Source organism: Rhodococcus sp. 06-1460-1B (assembly GCF_002258475.1).
GTDB classification, from domain to species: Bacteria; Actinomycetota; Actinomycetes; order Mycobacteriales; family Mycobacteriaceae; genus Rhodococcoides; species Rhodococcoides fascians.
In genome coordinates this window covers 229,485-243,781 of sequence record NZ_NOYS01000006.1, presented here as the reverse complement: position 1 = coordinate 243,781, position 14,297 = coordinate 229,485, and the positions used below count along the sequence as shown (strand labels likewise).

Below are 14,297 nucleotides of genomic sequence, written 5' to 3'. Positions count from 1 at the left end.
TCGGGACCGCCGCCGAGGTGTATGAATCAGCTCGTCCCGAATACCCGTCGGACGCAGTCGCGTGGATGTTGGAGCCCACTCTCGCGTCCGATCGTCGTCCACGAGTCGCTGACGTCGGTGCCGGCACGGGCAAGCTCACGCGCAGCATCGTTGCCGCTGGTTGCGACGCCATTGCCGTCGACCCTGATAACGCCATGCTCGACGCCCTGCGGATCGCGGTACCGGGTGTCCCGACCACGGTCGGTACTGCCGAGTCCCTCCCAATAGACGACGAGAGTCTCGATGGAGTGCTGCTTGGACAGGCCTGGCACTGGGTCGATCCGGTGGCCGCGTCACGCGAGATCGGACGGGTCCTGCGTCCGGGCGGCGTGCTGGGCCTGATCTGGAACGTTCGCGACGAGTCACAGGCCTGGGTTCGCCGCCTCAACTCCGTGGTCTCACGCGGCGGAGCGATGGCCATGTTCGACGACGGTCCGCCGCCGATAGCGGAGCCCTTCGACCATCTCGAAGAGCGACGATGGGCGTGGTCTCGCACGGTGAACCGATCGCTGTTGACCGACCTGGTTCGATCGCGCAGTTTCTACATCACCGCGACGGCCGACGAGCGCAACGGCATAGATCAGAATCTCGCCACCTTGTTCGACGAGCTAGGGCTGCATGGGTCTACAACTATCGACCTGCCTTATGTGACCAGAGCGTTTCGATCCACAAGGCCGAACCGATGACATCTGACATCGGTTCGTTCGTTGTCGAATCAGGCGGTTCGATCGTGGGAATCGGCGCACTACTCGTCGACGACGGATCGCTTCGCTTCACGCCCAATGCCCCCGACGAGCGGGCAGCGACCGAAAGCGCAGCGACCGTCCCGGTGTCTGTACGCAGCCCCGTCATGCCATCGGGTGGGTGGGTGTCGCTGAGCGGCACGTTGCTCGATGGAGCCATCGAAGCCGACGTGATCGATGGCATCGACAGGCCCGAATTTCCTGGGGAACCCGCACTGCGCATTCCTGGTCCGGCCGGAAGTACCTGGACCAGGAATGCCGTCCTGGAATCCGTAGAGCAGAGCGAGTCGGATCTTCGTAGCGCGTCGGGCGCGTATCGCGACAGCGATGGAACACTGGTGGTGACATTGGGGTATTTACACCTCGATCGACGTGCCTGCGACTGGCTCGCCCAACCTCACCCGGGCCCGATCGACGTATGGATGGCCCTGCGCCCCGGGGACCCCGCAAGTCGCCATGATCACAGGAAACGAATATGATTCCCAATAAGTGGGTACCGGTTCGAAAACGAGGAGCTAAAACATGGCGTTTCCGATCATCGTCGCGAAGGCAGTATCGACGGTCGTGACGGGTGCAGTCGGCGTCGCCGCATACAACGGTGCCAAGAAGCTGTACGAGAAGGCCCCCGTCCGCAAGGCTGCGGTATCGGCCACCGAACTCGGTCTACGCGCAGCGCGCAAGGCCGAGGTTCACGCGGAATCGGCCCGACTGGCCGTGTCCGACGTCGTCGCCGAGGCCCGAGACCGAATCGGCGAAGAGGTTCAGCCGCCCACGGCCTCCGATGCGGGCCACGGCCACGCGCACTGACCGGGACTGCTTCCGATTATGACGACCCTCGCCGAACGCCCCCTCGACATCGACGCGACGCAGGCAGACGGCATCGAGATTCTCTCCGACGCCGGCGGCCGTATGCGCCTCCGCGTCGACTGGCTCCGCTCGAGCCCGGGCCGTGCAGTTGCGGTCGAGGACCACGTGGACAAGATCCGCGGAGTGCGCGCCGTTCATGCGTACCCGCGGACGGCGTCGGTCGTCATCTGGTACTCCCGCACACGAATCGACAGGGCCGAACTCTTCGACGCGGTGAACGCGGGGCGCTCGACGAATTGGGCCCTGGTACCGGTGCGTAGTCCGCGCTCAGCTGACGTCACCAGCGGCGACGTCCTGCGGATGACCATCGGCGGCGCGGCTCTGGTCCTACTCGGTCTTCGCCGCTACGCGTTCCGTCGGCCGCCCATCCTCGGTCCCACCAGTCGTCTCGTTGCCACCGGCGCAACGATCTTCACCGGCTACCCGTTTCTCAAGGGAGCCGTGCGCTCGCTTGCCGGCAACAGGACGGCAGGAACCGACGCACTCGTCAGCGCCGCAACCGTGGCCAGCCTCGTGCTTCGCGAGAACGTCGTCGCCCTCACCGTGCTGTGGCTCTTGAACATCGGCGAGTACCTGCAGGAATTGACCCTCAAGCGAACTCGACGCGCGATCTCCGATCTGCTGACCGGCACACAGGACACCGCCTGGATCAGGCTGCCCGACGGCTCCGAGATCTCCGTCGACGTCGATCGACTCGAGATCGGCGACGAGGTCGTCGTGCACGACCACGTGGGCGTTCCCGTCGACGGCACCGTGGTCGACGGTGACGCGGTGGTGGATCAGTCCGCGATCACCGGCGAGACCTTGCCGGTATCGATCGTCGCCGGAGACCGTATTCATGCGGGATCCGTCGTCGTCCGTGGCCGCCTCGTCGTGCGCGCATCCGCCGTCGGTCGCGACACCACGATCGGCCGCATCATTTCTCGCGTCGAGGAGGCGCAGGAAGATCGTGCACCGATTCAGACTGTAGGAGAGAACTTTTCACGACGCTTCGTCCCCGCGTCCTTCATCCTGTCGGCGCTGACTCTCGTCGTCACCCGGGATGTACGACGTGCCATGACGATGCTGCTCGTGGCGTGCCCGTGCGCGGTCGGGTTGTCCACGCCGACCGCCATCAGCGCAGCCATCGGAAACGGTGCCCGCAGAGGCATTCTCATCAAGGGCGGATCTCACCTCGAACAGGCCGGCAGGGTCGACGCCTTTGTGTTCGACAAGACCGGAACCCTCACGGTGGGACGCCCAGTGGTGACCAATGTCGTTTCGTTTCAGGACGATTGGGAACCCGAGCAGGTGCTGGCCTACGCAGCGAGTTCCGAGATCCACTCTCGACATCCTCTGGCAGAGGCAGTCATTCGGAGTACGGAGGAACGGCACATCGTCATCCCTCCGCACGAGGAGTGCGAGGTGATCGTCGGGCTCGGCATGCGGACGGTCGCAGACGGACGGACGCTGCTCCTGGGCAGTCCATCTCTCCTCCGCAGCGAGGACGTCGCGGTGTCCGAGGATGCGCAGCAATGGGTTTCGCGGCTGCAGGACGAGGCCGAGACTCCGCTGCTGTTGGCCGTCGACGGCGTACTCGTCGGCTTGATCAGTCTCCGCGACGAAGTCCGTACCAACGCATCCACCGTTCTGAACGCGCTCCGTGCCGACGGTGTCGAACGCATCATCATGCTCACCGGCGACCACCCGAAGACGGCAGCGGCGGTCGCCGCGGAACTCGGTATCACCGAGTGGCGTGCCGAAGTGATGCCCGACGAAAAGCTCGAAGCCGTCCGAGAACTGCAGGACGCAGGCTACGTCGTGGCGATGGTCGGTGACGGCACCAACGATGCTCCTGCGTTGGCCGTCGCCGATATCGGAATCGCAATGGGATTGGCGGGCACCGACGTTGCCGTCGAGACCGCGGACGTGGCACTGGCAAGCGACGACTTGTCGCGTCTGCTCGACGTACGTGACCTCGGCCGGCACTCGGTGTCGGTCATCCGTCAGAACTACGGAATGTCCATCGCCGTCAACGCTCTCGGCTTGGCGGTCAGCGCCGGTGGTGCGCTGTCCCCAGTGCTGGCGGCAATCCTGCACAACGCCTCGTCGGTCGCGGTGGTCGGCAACAGTTCGCGATTGATCCGATACCGACTCTGATCAGTAGGTACCGAACGCCAGGGCGAGGTGTCCGGTACCTACTTCGCTACTTTGCGTCGCGGAAGTACGGTTCGACCGTGCCCTTGAGCTTGACGAGCATGGGGTTTCCGTAGCGATCCTTCGCGGTCGGGACCTCGACACGCACCCAACCCTCGGACACGTTGTATTCGCGAATGCTCGTCTTCTCGACGCCGTTGAAGCGAATGCCCACGTCGCGGCGAAGAACCTCTTCGTTGTAGAAGCGGCTGCTCGGATCGATCGAGAGATGGTTCGGTGGAACGTCTGTGTTCTGGTCCTCGGGCATGATTACTTTCGTCGATGTGCTGCGTTGGGTGCTGGGGTCTGAACCCCATGAAGAATACGCGACCTAACGTTGGACCAGCGCCGCTGTCCCTAGCCCCGTGCCATGTCCACGAATCGGGACAGGTGCAGCTGGTGCGCCACAGTGATTGTCGCCGTCGGGCCGTTACGGTGCTTGCCGAGGATCAGGTCGGCCTCGCCGCCGCGGGGGTCGTCGCGCTCGATGGCGTCGGGCCGGTGCAGCAGAATCACCATGTCGGCGTCCTGCTCGAGTGAGCCGGACTCACGGAGGTCCGAGACCATCGGCTTTTTGTCGGTTCGCTGCTCGGGACCACGGTTGAGCTGGCAGACCGCGACCACCGGGCATTCGAGTTCCTTGGCCAACAGCTTGAGCTGACGGGAGAAGTCCGAGACCTCCTGCTGACGCGACTCGACCTTCTTGCCGGACGACATCAGCTGAAGGTAGTCCACCACAATGAGTTTCAGGCCGTTGCGCTGCTTCAGGCGTCGCGCCTTGGCTCGAATTTCCATCATCGTCAGGTTGGGCGAATCGTCGACGAAAAGCGGTGCTTCGCTGATCTCGCTCATGCGACGGGCCAGCTTGGTCCAGTCGTCGTCGGTCATCTTTCCGGAACGCATGTCGCCGAGCTTGATCTTCGCCTCTGCGGACAGCAGACGCATGACGATCTCGGTGCGACTCATCTCCAGAGAGAAGATGACACTGGGCATACCGTGCTTGATGGAGCACGAACGCATGAAATCCATACTTAGGGTAGACTTACCAACGCCGGGCCTCGCCGCGACAATAATCATCTGACCAGGGTGAAGACCGTTGGTGATCTCGTCGAGTTCAGCGAATCCAGTCGGCACGCCGAGGGAGATGCCGCCGCGGCTGGCGATGGAGTCGATTTCGTCCATCGTGGGCTGCAGCAGCTCTTCGAGGGGGAGGAAGTCCTCGGAGGTGCGTCGCTCGGTGACCTCGTACACCTCTGCCTGTGCGCGGTCGACGACCTCGGCGACGTCCTGACCGTCGGCTCCGGCGTAACCGAACTGCACGATGCGGGTACCGGCTTGCACGAGCCGCCGGAGAATGGACTTCTCCGCCACGATCTCGGCGTAGTACCCGGCGTTGGCGGCGGTGGGCGTCGTCTGAGTCAGCGTGATCAGGTACGGCGGGCCGCCGATGCGCTTGAGCTCGCCGCGGCGATCCAGCTCGGCAGAGACGGTCACCGGGTCGGCAGGCTCACCGCGGCTGTAGAGGTCGAGAATGGCGTCGTAGACGTTCTGGTGTGCCGGCCGGTAGAAGTCGCCCGGACGGAGCACCTCGAGCACGTCGGCGATGGCATCCTTGCTCAGCAGCATGCCGCCCAACACGGACTGTTCGGCGGCCATGTCCTGTGGCGGCTGTCGCCCGAAGTCTTCGCCCGGACCTTCGCTGGAGGAGGAGCCGGAGTAGTCGGACTGTCCTCGATCGTCCACAACTGCCACGCGAACCGGCCGTCCTCTCCCCATAGTCCGAGCACGGCCGGATAACACCCGGACGTGCGGTCAAGCAAGTTCTACCCCCGGGCACCGACAGGTCCTGTTCGGCACCGGATCCGCGCTGCCCCGGCACCGTTCGACGGCATCGAGAGAGACGCTGGAGGGACGTTAAGCGGTATCGCCAGGAGTCACAACACAGGCTGTGGATGGATCTGTGGATGAAATGTGGACGAGGTTGAACAACGGTGTTGACCGTCTGGGGATAACCTGGGTATAACTTTTGGACTTTGCACCATTCCCGCACGTCAAGGCGTGTACATAAAGTTTTTTGCCTGTGCATCGTTCTGGGGGCGGCGTGTCGGCCGAATTGACAACTCGGGCGTGTTGAGTAAATGCCGAGTGAACTCGGTGGTGAAGTACGTCACACCGGCTGGAAATTGGCACTGAAAAAGTCTTAATGCTGGTTTTCGAGCCGAAGGGCCCGACCCCCGTCGGGAATCGGGCCCTCGTACTTCGCTCGAACAGACCGTCAGAGATCGGCCTTCTGCGGGCACAGCGCCGGGTCGAGAACAGTGATCTCCTTCGTACCGATCTGCAGCACCCGGGCCGACGGGATGTCGAAGAAGAGACCGGTGATCCGCAGACGACCCTCCGCGTTCGCGCGTCCCACCACCCGGTGACGGGTCAACGTCTGCAGCTGCACCGCCACATTGACCATCGCGAGCTGGTCGGCCTCGCCGAAGCCCAACTCCGCCGCTTGACGGCCCACCGCGTGCCCACTGCGGAACGCCTCCAGGCTGGCTCTCCCGTGCCCGAGCCACTCGGCCACCGACGGGTCGGCGGCGTTCTCCGCCCCGCCGAGAATTGCCTTCATGGCACCACAACCGGAATGGCCACACACCACGACCGACGACGTACCCACTTCGTCGACGCCGAAGGCGAGAGCTGCCTCCACCGAGCAATCCTGACCTTGGGTGGGGATCATGTTGCCGACGTTGCGCACGGTGAACAGGTCACCGGGGCCGCTGCTGGTGATCGTGTTCGGCATGACGCGTGAGTCGACGCAGCAGAGGAACAGCGTGTCCGGGTCCTGAGACTCGGTCAGACCTTCCAGGTGCGGACGAATGTTGGGGGCATGAGTGCGGTGGTACTCGGCCACTCCGCTCAACACCGGACGCAGAGCAGCGGGCGAATCCTCCTGCGTGTCGTCGCCCTTGAGCTGCCACGCCCGCCACGGTGCCAACGAGCTGCGCACCGTGGCAGATCCGCGCCGCGGTGGCCCTTCGGTGGCCGCAGCCATCGACGCCGTGCCCACCTCCTCGACGCGCACGGAACCACCGGTCGCCTCGTGTTGGCGGACCCACTCGTTCAACGCGTCGTGCACAGCATGGTCGAGGAAGTCGACTCCGAGGTGGACGGTGACCGACGTGCCTGCGGGCACCGTGGCCAACACTCGAGTCAGTCGCGGCAGCGCGAGGAAGCTCAGCGAGCCCTCCATCGTCACCCGCCAGGTTCCGTCGACCGTTTCCTCGGCCCGAATCTTCGCCAGCACCACGCGTCGCAGAACCAGGATGATCGAGAGCGCCAGGCCGATCAGCACTCCCTCGAGCAGGTTGAGCGCCACGACACCCAGCACCGTGACTGCGTAGACAGCGATGTCACCGGTCTTGTTCGCGATCTTGATGTCGGCCAGTTTGATGAGCTGCACACCGATCATCACGAGCAACCCGGCGAGCGCCGCGAAGGGCACGAGCTCGACGATCGAGATGAACAGCACCGAGAAGATCAGGATCCACACGCCGTGCAGAATCGCCGACGCACGAGACTTGGCACCGACCTTGACGTTGGTCGCGCTACGCACGATGACGCCGGTGATCGGCAGGCCACCGATGGCACCGGAGGCCATGTTGCCCGCACCCTGCGCCATCAATTCGCGGTCGAAGTTGGTGCGCGCACCGCTGTGCATCTTGTCGACGGCCACAGCGGACAGCAGGCTTTCGACGCTGGCGATCAGCGCGATGGTGATGACACCGGTGGCGAATGCACCCCACTGACCGTCGGGCATGATCGGGAAGCTCAGAGACTCGATGAGGTTGCCCGGCAACTCGATTCGCTCGACGTCGAGCGAGAAGAAGATCGAGACCGCGGTTGCGGTGACCACTGCAACCAGTGCCGCAGGCACTTTGGAAACCTTGGCCATCACACTGGACACGCCGGCCAGTCGCGGCCACGAGAACATCAGCACGACGACGATGCCGCCGACGACGATGGACGGCCATTGGCCGTCGGCCACGGAACGCGGAATGGCGAGCAGGTTCTGCACCGCAGAGCTTTCGGACTCTCCACCGAGCAGCACGTGAATCTGTTGCAGCGCAATGGTTATACCGATGCCGGCGAGCATCGCGTGAACAACCACCGGCGAAATGGCAAGTGCACTACGAGCAATGCGGCTCATGCCCAGCAGAACCTGGACGAGGCCGGCCAACACCGTGATGGCACATGTTGTGGCCCAACCGAATTGGTTGACCAACTCGGCGACCACCACAGTCAGACCCGCAGCCGGACCACTGACCTGCAACGGCGATCCGCCGAGAATACCGGCGAGAATGCCGCCGACCACAGCGGCGATGAGGCCGGCCATGATGGGAGCGCCGGAGGCGACAGCGATACCGATCGAAAGTGGCACTGCCACAAGGAAAACGACCAGCGAGGCCGGTAGGTCGTACTTGATTATCGACCCGACCCGAGACGGCGGCTCGGATCGGGTCTTCGGACTGGGTTCTGAATCGTGCTCTGCTGTCGTTGTCACGGCAGTTCCTCCGGGCGTCTAGGCGTCAGGTCGGTCGATCGTGTTCCGGCTTGGAATGTCGCCCCCAAGTAAAGGGTACGCAAACCTCGGCCGAAGGTGGCACCGAGAGAGATCCTTCACAATTTGGAAACCGTTGTGACAGTTGAATTTTGTGAGATGGCACGAAAAAACCCCACGAACCGAAGTTCGTGGGGTTTCTTGCAGCCGTTTCGGGCCGAAAGCTGAAAATCAGCTTCCGACGACCTCCAGCTTGAACTTGGCGGTCACGTCGGGATGCAGGTTCACGACGATGTCGTGCTTGCCCGTGCTCTTGACGTGAGCCTTCGGCAGATCGATGCTGCGCTTGTCGACGACCGGTCCACCGGCAGCCTTGAGTGCAGAAGCGACGTCCGACGCGGTGACCGAGCCGAACAGCTTGCCCGAGTCGCCGGCAGTCTTGACAGACAGCGTGACGGACTCGAGGCCCTCGATGGCCTGCTTGAGCTCGTTGGCGTGCTCGAGGCCGCGAACGGCCCGAGCTTCCTGAGCGCGGCGAATGCCGTCGACCTGCTTCTGAGCTCCACGGGTGGCCTGGATGGCCAATCCGCGGGGCAGCAGGAAGTTACGGCCGTAGCCGTCCTTGACCTCTACGGTGTCGCCAGGCGCACCGAGGTTGTCCACATCAGCGGTGAGGATCAGTTTCATACCAATCGCCCCTTTCTATCGAGCCGTCGCGGCGTAAGGCAGCAGTGCTACCTCACGCGAGTTCTTCACGGCAACGGCCACGTCACGCTGATGCTGGACGCAGTTGCCGGTGACACGGCGAGCACGGATCTTTCCGCGATCGCTGACGTACTTACGCAGCAACGTCGTGTCCTTGTAATCGATCGCCGTGTTCTTTTCCTTGCAGAAGGAACACGCCTTCTTCTTGAGCACCTTGTCGCGCAATGGCGGTTTGGGCATGGGTCTTTCTCCGTTACATCTGGTTGTTCTCGATCGAAGGATCTAGAACGGTGGCTCTTCGTCTCCGCCACGTCCGCCGAAGGAGCCCGACGCCGCCGGGGCACTGCCCCAGGGATCGTCTCCACCGGAACCGGAGTTGGACGAGGAGTTCGAGCGGCCGCCGCCCGATCCGCCGGAGGAACCCGAGCCGGAGTTGAAGCCGCCTCCGCCGCCACCTCCACCGCGATTGGCCTTGTTGACCTTTGCGGTGGCGTAGCGAAGTGAAGGTCCGATCTCGTCGACTTCGAGCTCGACGACTGTCCGCTTCTCACCCTCGCGCGTCTCGTACGAACGCTGCCGCAGCCGTCCGCTCACGATCACTCGTGAGCCTCGGGTCAGACTCTCGGCAACGTTCTCCGCTGCCTCGCGCCAGATGTTGCAGCGCATGAAGAGCGCGTCGCCGTCTTTCCATTCGTTCGTCTGACGATCGAATGTGCGCGGGGTGGATGCAACCGTGAAGTTGGCAACTGCCGCACCGGCGGGGGTGAATCGAAGTTCTGGATCAGCCGTCAAGTTTCCGATGACGGTGATGACGGTCTCGCCTGCCATGGTTCCTCTTTCAGTAGTAAGCGTTGTGAGTGCCAGCCTAGGGCCGGACACCGACAATTACTTGCCCTGTCGCAGGACCTTCGTACGCAACACGGACTCGTTGAGTCCGAGCTGACGATCCAGCTCGCTGACGGTGGCAGGCTCGGCGTTGAGGTTCACAACGGCGTAGATGCCCTCGGCATGCTTGAGGATCTCGTAAGCCAGACGACGCTTGCCCCATACATCGACCTTGTCGACGGTGCCGCCATCCTTGCGAACGACGTTGAGGAACGTATCGAGCGACGGAGCGACAGTGCGCTCGTCCAGATTGGGGTCGAGAATGACCATCAATTCGTAATGACGCATAAGACCTCATCACCTCCTGTGGACTAGTGAAAACGGCCACGGACTATCCGCGGCAGGAGGGTCGTTGCGTCAGCAACCCCTCAAAGATACACGACAGGGCCCTGACCTGCTAATTCCCTCTGGGCGCACAGTCGGGCATTCGCTCGTCATACTCTTGCACCATGCGATCCGGGGTCCGCGCCAGTCCGACGACGGTTGTCGTGGTCGTCGCGATGGCAGCAATCGGGTTGATTCTGGGATATCTGAACAAGGCCCGCTGCGCCGTCGCACCGTTCGACGAGTCCGGACGCAGCACAGTGTTCGACGTCATCAAGGACTCGTCCGTCTGCTACTCCGACATCCAGTTCCTGTGGCTCGGTCGCGATATCGACAATCACATATTTCCCTACATCCACGGGGCCATCACGAGCGACGGAATCCTCACCGGAGGGACGGTGGAGTATCCGGTTCTGAGCGGTCTGCTGATGTGGCTCGGCGCAATCCCGGCCCACACCGACGCGCAGTTCCTGTTGACCTCGGCACTGATCCTTGCGCCGTTCGGGCTTCTCACCGCCTGGATGCTCGGGCGGATGGCCGGCTGGCCGGCGCTGCTGTGGTCCATCTCCCCACCCCTGGTGATGTACGCCTTCCACAACTGGGAGCTACCGGTCGTCGCCTCTGCGGTAGGTGCGATCTTCGTCATGACATTGCCGATTGCATTGCGGCGCAAGGCAATTGCGGCTTCGGTACTGCTGGCGATCGGATTCTGCCTCAAGATCTATCCGGGCGCGTTCGTGCTCCCGCTCATTGCCTATGTCGTCACCGGCGGTACGAACGGTCGAGAAAAACCGGAGACCGTCCGTGGCCGCTACGACATACACGGCGGCCTGCAGGTCGCCGGAGCCGCGATCGCCACCGTCGTCGCCGTCAACCTGCCGTTCGCCGTCATCGGTTACGAGGGCTGGCGCGCGTCGTTCACCTTCCAGTCGCTGCGCCAGGCGGACCTGACGACCAACTCCATCTGGTACTGGGGGCTGCGTCACCTCTACGTCAACGACCGCATGACGCCCGACGCGTACAACGACGCCGAAGCGTCGTTCCAGAAAGTCGTCGACGTGGCCTCGCCGCTCCTGGTGTTCGTCGCGTTCGCGATCGCGCTGTGGCTCGGCTTCCGGCGCGCGAACGTGATCGGCACCTATCCCTGGGTCGCCGTGAGCGGGTCGATGCTGTGCGGCTTCATGCTGCTGCACAAGGTGCACTCACCCCAGTACACGCTGTGGCTGCTTCCCTTCCTCGTGTTGCTTCGGGTCCCCTGGGGAATCGTCGCCGCGTACTTGATGGTCGATCTGTCGATGGGGATCGGCGTGTTCAAGTACTTCGCTGCGCTGGCCTCCGGCGTCGACGCCAACGACGAGGAATTCTTCGTCCTCGTCGGAGTCTGGGGGCGAGCGCTGCTGCTGGTGGTGCTGTTCGTGATGTTCGCCCGCGCTTGCCTGCGGTTTGCCCAACCGGGCGAAACCGACTCGGAGTCGGTAACGTCGCCTCGTTCGTCGACGACATCTGTGACGGCATCACCGAGGCACTAGAGCTTCGGGAAACAGGGCGCTGGGGAAATAGCGCGCAGAGCGGGGCGGGGACATGGCACAGGTGTCGCAATCTCAGGGAAGTACCGAGGACGGCACTGCCGCGGTACGTCGGATCGGTTTGATCGAGGACCACGAATCCGTTGCGCTCGGCCTCAAGGCCATGCTGGCGGACGAACCCGATCTCGATCTCGTGATCATGGCCTCCACCGTGGACGAATTGCTCGCCCACCGAGAGCAGCTAGACCTGGTGGTACTCGATCTGCGCCTCGGCGACGGATCTTCTCCGCGCTCGAACGTGGAACAGTTGCACGCCGCGGGATCACGAGTGCTGGTGTACACCGGTGCCGAGAACGCATTCCTGGTTCGGTCCGCGGCACGCGCGGGAGTGCTCGGTGTGGTGCGCAAGTCCGCGCCCGCATCGGCCATCGTGTCTGCGATCCGGCGAGCCGCGAGCGGCGGGCAGGTGGTCACCACGGACTGGGCCGCGGCGATCGACGGCGATCCACAACTGCCCGACGTCGGCCTGAGCCCACGTCAACGCGAGGTGCTTGCCCTTTACGCGTCGGGCGAGAAGGCTGGACGCGTCGCCCGCCTGGCCGGACTGTCGGAACAGACCGTGAACGACTACCTCGTGCGCATCCGCAACAAATACGCCGAGGCGGGGCGTCCGGCACCGACCAAAACCGATCTGTACAAACGCGCGGTCGAAGACGGGTGGCTCCCGATGCCCGAGCTCCCCTCGCAGGACTGATGACCGGCTGGAGCGCGATTCATGACGCATCTTCAGAGTTGACGGTTCAAATGCCCATAGAAATCAGGGCAGCGAGTCTGTGATCGACCTGTGAGAATGAGTTGACTCAGGTTTAGACCGTCTCAACCTGCCTCGGCCCTCGGGAGAACTGATGTCCGCACTGCTCGATCCCATGCCCTCGGAACACAGCGACTCCATCTCTGCCGCACCGCTCGCTCGCGGACTGATCAGCCTGGTGCCGCCCGCTGAGCAGAGAGACAAGTTTCCCACTCGGCCCGGCCTGACCGACCGTGAGATCGAGGTACTGCTCTGCTGGATTCGCCTCGACTCCAAGACCGAGGTCGCCAAGGCACTGTTCCTGTCGCTGGGAACCGTCAACACCCACTTGACGCGTATCCGCGCGAAATACACCTCTGTCGGAAGGTCCGCCCCGACCAAGGCCGCCCTGGTGGCCCGGGCCCTGCAGGACGGACTCGTCGACATCTCGGAGCTGTAAGTCTTCGAGCTGTTGCGGTTCGAGAGCGTAGGTCAGACGTGGATTTCGGTGTCCACGCCTTCGCTCTCGAGACGCTTGTTGCGTCGGATGCTGCTGATCAGTGCGGCACCGATGAAGAGGATTCCGACGAAGCCGGTGATCAGTTCGTTGATGTGCACGCCGATCGACACGAGCAGGATGATGGCCAAGGCACCGATTGCCCAGTGCGCGCCGTGCTCGAGGTAGACGTAGTCCGACAACGTTCCCTTGCGAACGAGGAACACCGTGATCGAGCGAACGAACATGGCACCGATGAAGCCGAGGCCGAGCGCGATGATGATCGGGTCCGCGGTGATGGCGAAGGCTCCGATGACACCGTCGAACGAGAACGACGCGTCGAGGACCTCGAGGTAGAGGAACAGGAAGAAACCGGCCTTGCCGGTCGCCTTCGCCAGTTCGCTCGGGCCGCCGGAGGACTCTTCGCCCTCTTCCTCGATGTGGAACAGTTCGCCGAGACCGTTGACGGCAATGTACGTGATCATGCCGAGCACGCCGGAGACCATGACGGTGGAAATCTTGTCGTCGTCGGCGAGGAATTCGGCGCTGAGCACGAGCAGCAGGCCCGCGACGACAACGGACAGCTGATCGAGGCGACCGATCCGGGCGAGAGGCTTCTCCAGCCAGCTCAGCCACGTGATCTCGCGGTCCTCGAAGATGAAGCCGAGGAAGAGCATCAGCAGGAACATGCCGCCGAAGGCTGCGATCTGCGGATGTGCGTCGGTCAGCAGCGTTTCGTAGCTCGGCGACCCGTCCGGGAAGGTCGCGGCACCGTCGGCGGGCGGGTTGAGCGCCAGGTCGATGGCGGCGACCGGACCGAGGCCCGACGCAGCCCAGACGATGACCAGCGGGAACAGCAACCGCATGCCGAACACGGCGATGACGATGCCGATGGTGAGGAAGATCTTCTGCCAGAACTCACTCATCCGTCGCAACACGGTGGCGTTGATGACGGCGTTGTCGAAGGACAGGGACACTTCGAGCACGCCGAGGATGAGGACGAGAATCATCGCCTCGAGTCCGCCGTACAAGAAGGCCACGATGACGGACACGATGGTGACCGCAATCGACCAGCCGAAGATTCTCATAACCACGTCAGTGGCCTTTCTGGCTAGGAGCAGAGCCCGCAGGCGCGACCAAGTTGGGGGACGAAACGGAAAAACCCCCGCCCATCATGAATGACGAGGCGGGGGTA

15 protein-coding genes are annotated in these 14,297 nt (G+C 63.4%); 7 read left to right on the top strand and 8 right to left on the bottom strand.

The window, feature by feature from the left end; all coding sequences use genetic code 11:
- The first annotated feature begins 17 nt into the window (after positions 1 to 17).
- Genes CH268_RS03085 through CH268_RS03070 form a run of 4 tightly spaced genes read left to right on the top strand, consistent with a single transcriptional unit; the run spans position 18 to position 3,788 of the window.
- Positions 18 to 725, top strand: a complete 708-nt coding sequence (locus CH268_RS03085) for a class I SAM-dependent methyltransferase (RefSeq protein WP_217900893.1) — start codon at positions 18 to 20, stop codon at positions 723 to 725.
- On the top strand, positions 722 to 1,261 hold the full coding sequence (locus tag CH268_RS03080; protein ID WP_094662394.1) for a hypothetical protein: 540 nt from the start codon (positions 722 to 724) through the stop codon (positions 1,259 to 1,261). The genes CH268_RS03085 and CH268_RS03080 overlap by 4 nt, the downstream gene beginning before the upstream one ends.
- Positions 1,262 to 1,304: 43 nt before the next feature.
- The gene (locus CH268_RS03075) at positions 1,305 to 1,589 is read left to right on the top strand and encodes a DUF1490 family protein (RefSeq protein WP_027495086.1); all 285 of its coding nucleotides are present in this window, start codon (positions 1,305 to 1,307) and stop codon (positions 1,587 to 1,589) included.
- 18 nt (positions 1,590 to 1,607) lie between these two features.
- The gene (locus CH268_RS03070) at positions 1,608 to 3,788 is read left to right on the top strand and encodes a heavy metal translocating P-type ATPase (protein ID WP_094662396.1); all 2,181 of its coding nucleotides are present in this window, start codon (positions 1,608 to 1,610) and stop codon (positions 3,786 to 3,788) included.
- 46 nt (positions 3,789 to 3,834) lie between these two features.
- Here CH268_RS03070 and CH268_RS03065 read toward each other — a convergent pair whose 3' ends face one another.
- The 7 genes from CH268_RS03065 to rpsF form a co-directional block, all read right to left on the bottom strand.
- Positions 3,835 to 4,092, bottom strand: coding sequence for a DUF3297 family protein (locus tag CH268_RS03065; RefSeq protein ID WP_032367678.1), 258 nt, complete (start codon positions 4,090 to 4,092; stop codon positions 3,835 to 3,837).
- 89 nt (positions 4,093 to 4,181) lie between these two features.
- Entirely contained in the window at positions 4,182 to 5,576 is a 1,395-nt protein-coding gene (gene dnaB, locus CH268_RS03060; RefSeq protein WP_027495083.1) for a replicative DNA helicase, read from the bottom strand.
- Positions 5,577 to 6,099: 523 nt separating this feature from the next.
- The gene (locus CH268_RS03055) at positions 6,100 to 8,379 is read right to left on the bottom strand and encodes a SulP family inorganic anion transporter (RefSeq protein ID WP_094662398.1); all 2,280 of its coding nucleotides are present in this window, start codon (positions 8,377 to 8,379) and stop codon (positions 6,100 to 6,102) included.
- Between the two features lie 228 nt (positions 8,380 to 8,607).
- Entirely contained in the window at positions 8,608 to 9,063 is a 456-nt protein-coding gene (rplI, locus tag CH268_RS03050; protein ID WP_027495081.1) for a 50S ribosomal protein L9, read from the bottom strand.
- A gap of 15 nt (positions 9,064 to 9,078) precedes the next feature.
- Entirely contained in the window at positions 9,079 to 9,321 is a 243-nt protein-coding gene (gene rpsR, locus CH268_RS03045) for a 30S ribosomal protein S18 (protein ID WP_027495080.1), read from the bottom strand.
- A 42-nt stretch (positions 9,322 to 9,363) separates the two neighbouring features.
- Positions 9,364 to 9,909: a single-stranded DNA-binding protein gene (locus tag CH268_RS03040; protein WP_027495079.1), complete on the bottom strand. Its 546-nt coding sequence runs from the start codon at positions 9,907 to 9,909 to the stop codon at positions 9,364 to 9,366.
- 57 nt (positions 9,910 to 9,966) lie between these two features.
- Positions 9,967 to 10,254, bottom strand: a complete 288-nt coding sequence (gene rpsF / locus CH268_RS03035; RefSeq protein ID WP_008711385.1) for a 30S ribosomal protein S6 — start codon at positions 10,252 to 10,254, stop codon at positions 9,967 to 9,969.
- A gap of 161 nt (positions 10,255 to 10,415) precedes the next feature.
- On the opposite strand from rpsF, the gene CH268_RS03030 reads away from it, so the two are divergent.
- From CH268_RS03030 to CH268_RS03020, 3 genes are all read left to right on the top strand, one after another.
- Positions 10,416 to 11,819: a glycosyltransferase family 87 protein gene (locus CH268_RS03030; RefSeq protein WP_094662400.1), complete on the top strand. Its 1,404-nt coding sequence runs from the start codon at positions 10,416 to 10,418 to the stop codon at positions 11,817 to 11,819.
- A gap of 52 nt (positions 11,820 to 11,871) precedes the next feature.
- Positions 11,872 to 12,570: a response regulator transcription factor gene (locus CH268_RS03025; RefSeq protein ID WP_048318943.1), complete on the top strand. Its 699-nt coding sequence runs from the start codon at positions 11,872 to 11,874 to the stop codon at positions 12,568 to 12,570.
- A gap of 151 nt (positions 12,571 to 12,721) precedes the next feature.
- Positions 12,722 to 13,066, top strand: a complete 345-nt coding sequence (locus CH268_RS03020) for a response regulator transcription factor (protein WP_027495076.1) — start codon at positions 12,722 to 12,724, stop codon at positions 13,064 to 13,066.
- 32 nt (positions 13,067 to 13,098) lie between these two features.
- On the opposite strand, the gene CH268_RS03015 is transcribed toward CH268_RS03020, so the two are convergent.
- Entirely contained in the window at positions 13,099 to 14,196 is a 1,098-nt protein-coding gene (locus tag CH268_RS03015; protein WP_094662402.1) for a DUF475 domain-containing protein, read from the bottom strand.
- Positions 14,197 to 14,297: the final 101 nt, after the last annotated feature.

Excerpts from the sequence above, each read along its gene's own strand:
- CH268_RS03080 (WP_094662394.1), top strand. The coding sequence starts at position 722 with ATGACATCTGACATCGGTTCGTTCGTTGTCGAATCAGGCGGTTCGATC.
- CH268_RS03075 (WP_027495086.1), top strand. The coding sequence starts at position 1,305 with ATGGCGTTTCCGATCATCGTCGCGAAGGCAGTATCGACGGTCGTGACG.
- CH268_RS03070 (WP_094662396.1), top strand. The coding sequence starts at position 1,608 with ATGACGACCCTCGCCGAACGCCCCCTCGACATCGACGCGACGCAGGCA.
- CH268_RS03065 (WP_032367678.1), bottom strand. The coding sequence starts at position 4,092 with ATGCCCGAGGACCAGAACACAGACGTTCCACCGAACCATCTCTCGATC.
- rplI (WP_027495081.1), bottom strand. The coding sequence starts at position 9,063 with ATGAAACTGATCCTCACCGCTGATGTGGACAACCTCGGTGCGCCTGGC.
- rpsR (WP_027495080.1), bottom strand. The coding sequence starts at position 9,321 with ATGCCCAAACCGCCATTGCGCGACAAGGTGCTCAAGAAGAAGGCGTGT.
- CH268_RS03040 (WP_027495079.1), bottom strand. The coding sequence starts at position 9,909 with ATGGCAGGCGAGACCGTCATCACCGTCATCGGAAACTTGACGGCTGAT.
- rpsF (WP_008711385.1), bottom strand. The coding sequence starts at position 10,254 with ATGCGTCATTACGAATTGATGGTCATTCTCGACCCCAATCTGGACGAG.
- CH268_RS03030 (WP_094662400.1), top strand. The coding sequence starts at position 10,416 with ATGCGATCCGGGGTCCGCGCCAGTCCGACGACGGTTGTCGTGGTCGTC.
- CH268_RS03025 (WP_048318943.1), top strand. The coding sequence starts at position 11,872 with ATGGCACAGGTGTCGCAATCTCAGGGAAGTACCGAGGACGGCACTGCC.
- CH268_RS03020 (WP_027495076.1), top strand. The coding sequence starts at position 12,722 with ATGTCCGCACTGCTCGATCCCATGCCCTCGGAACACAGCGACTCCATC.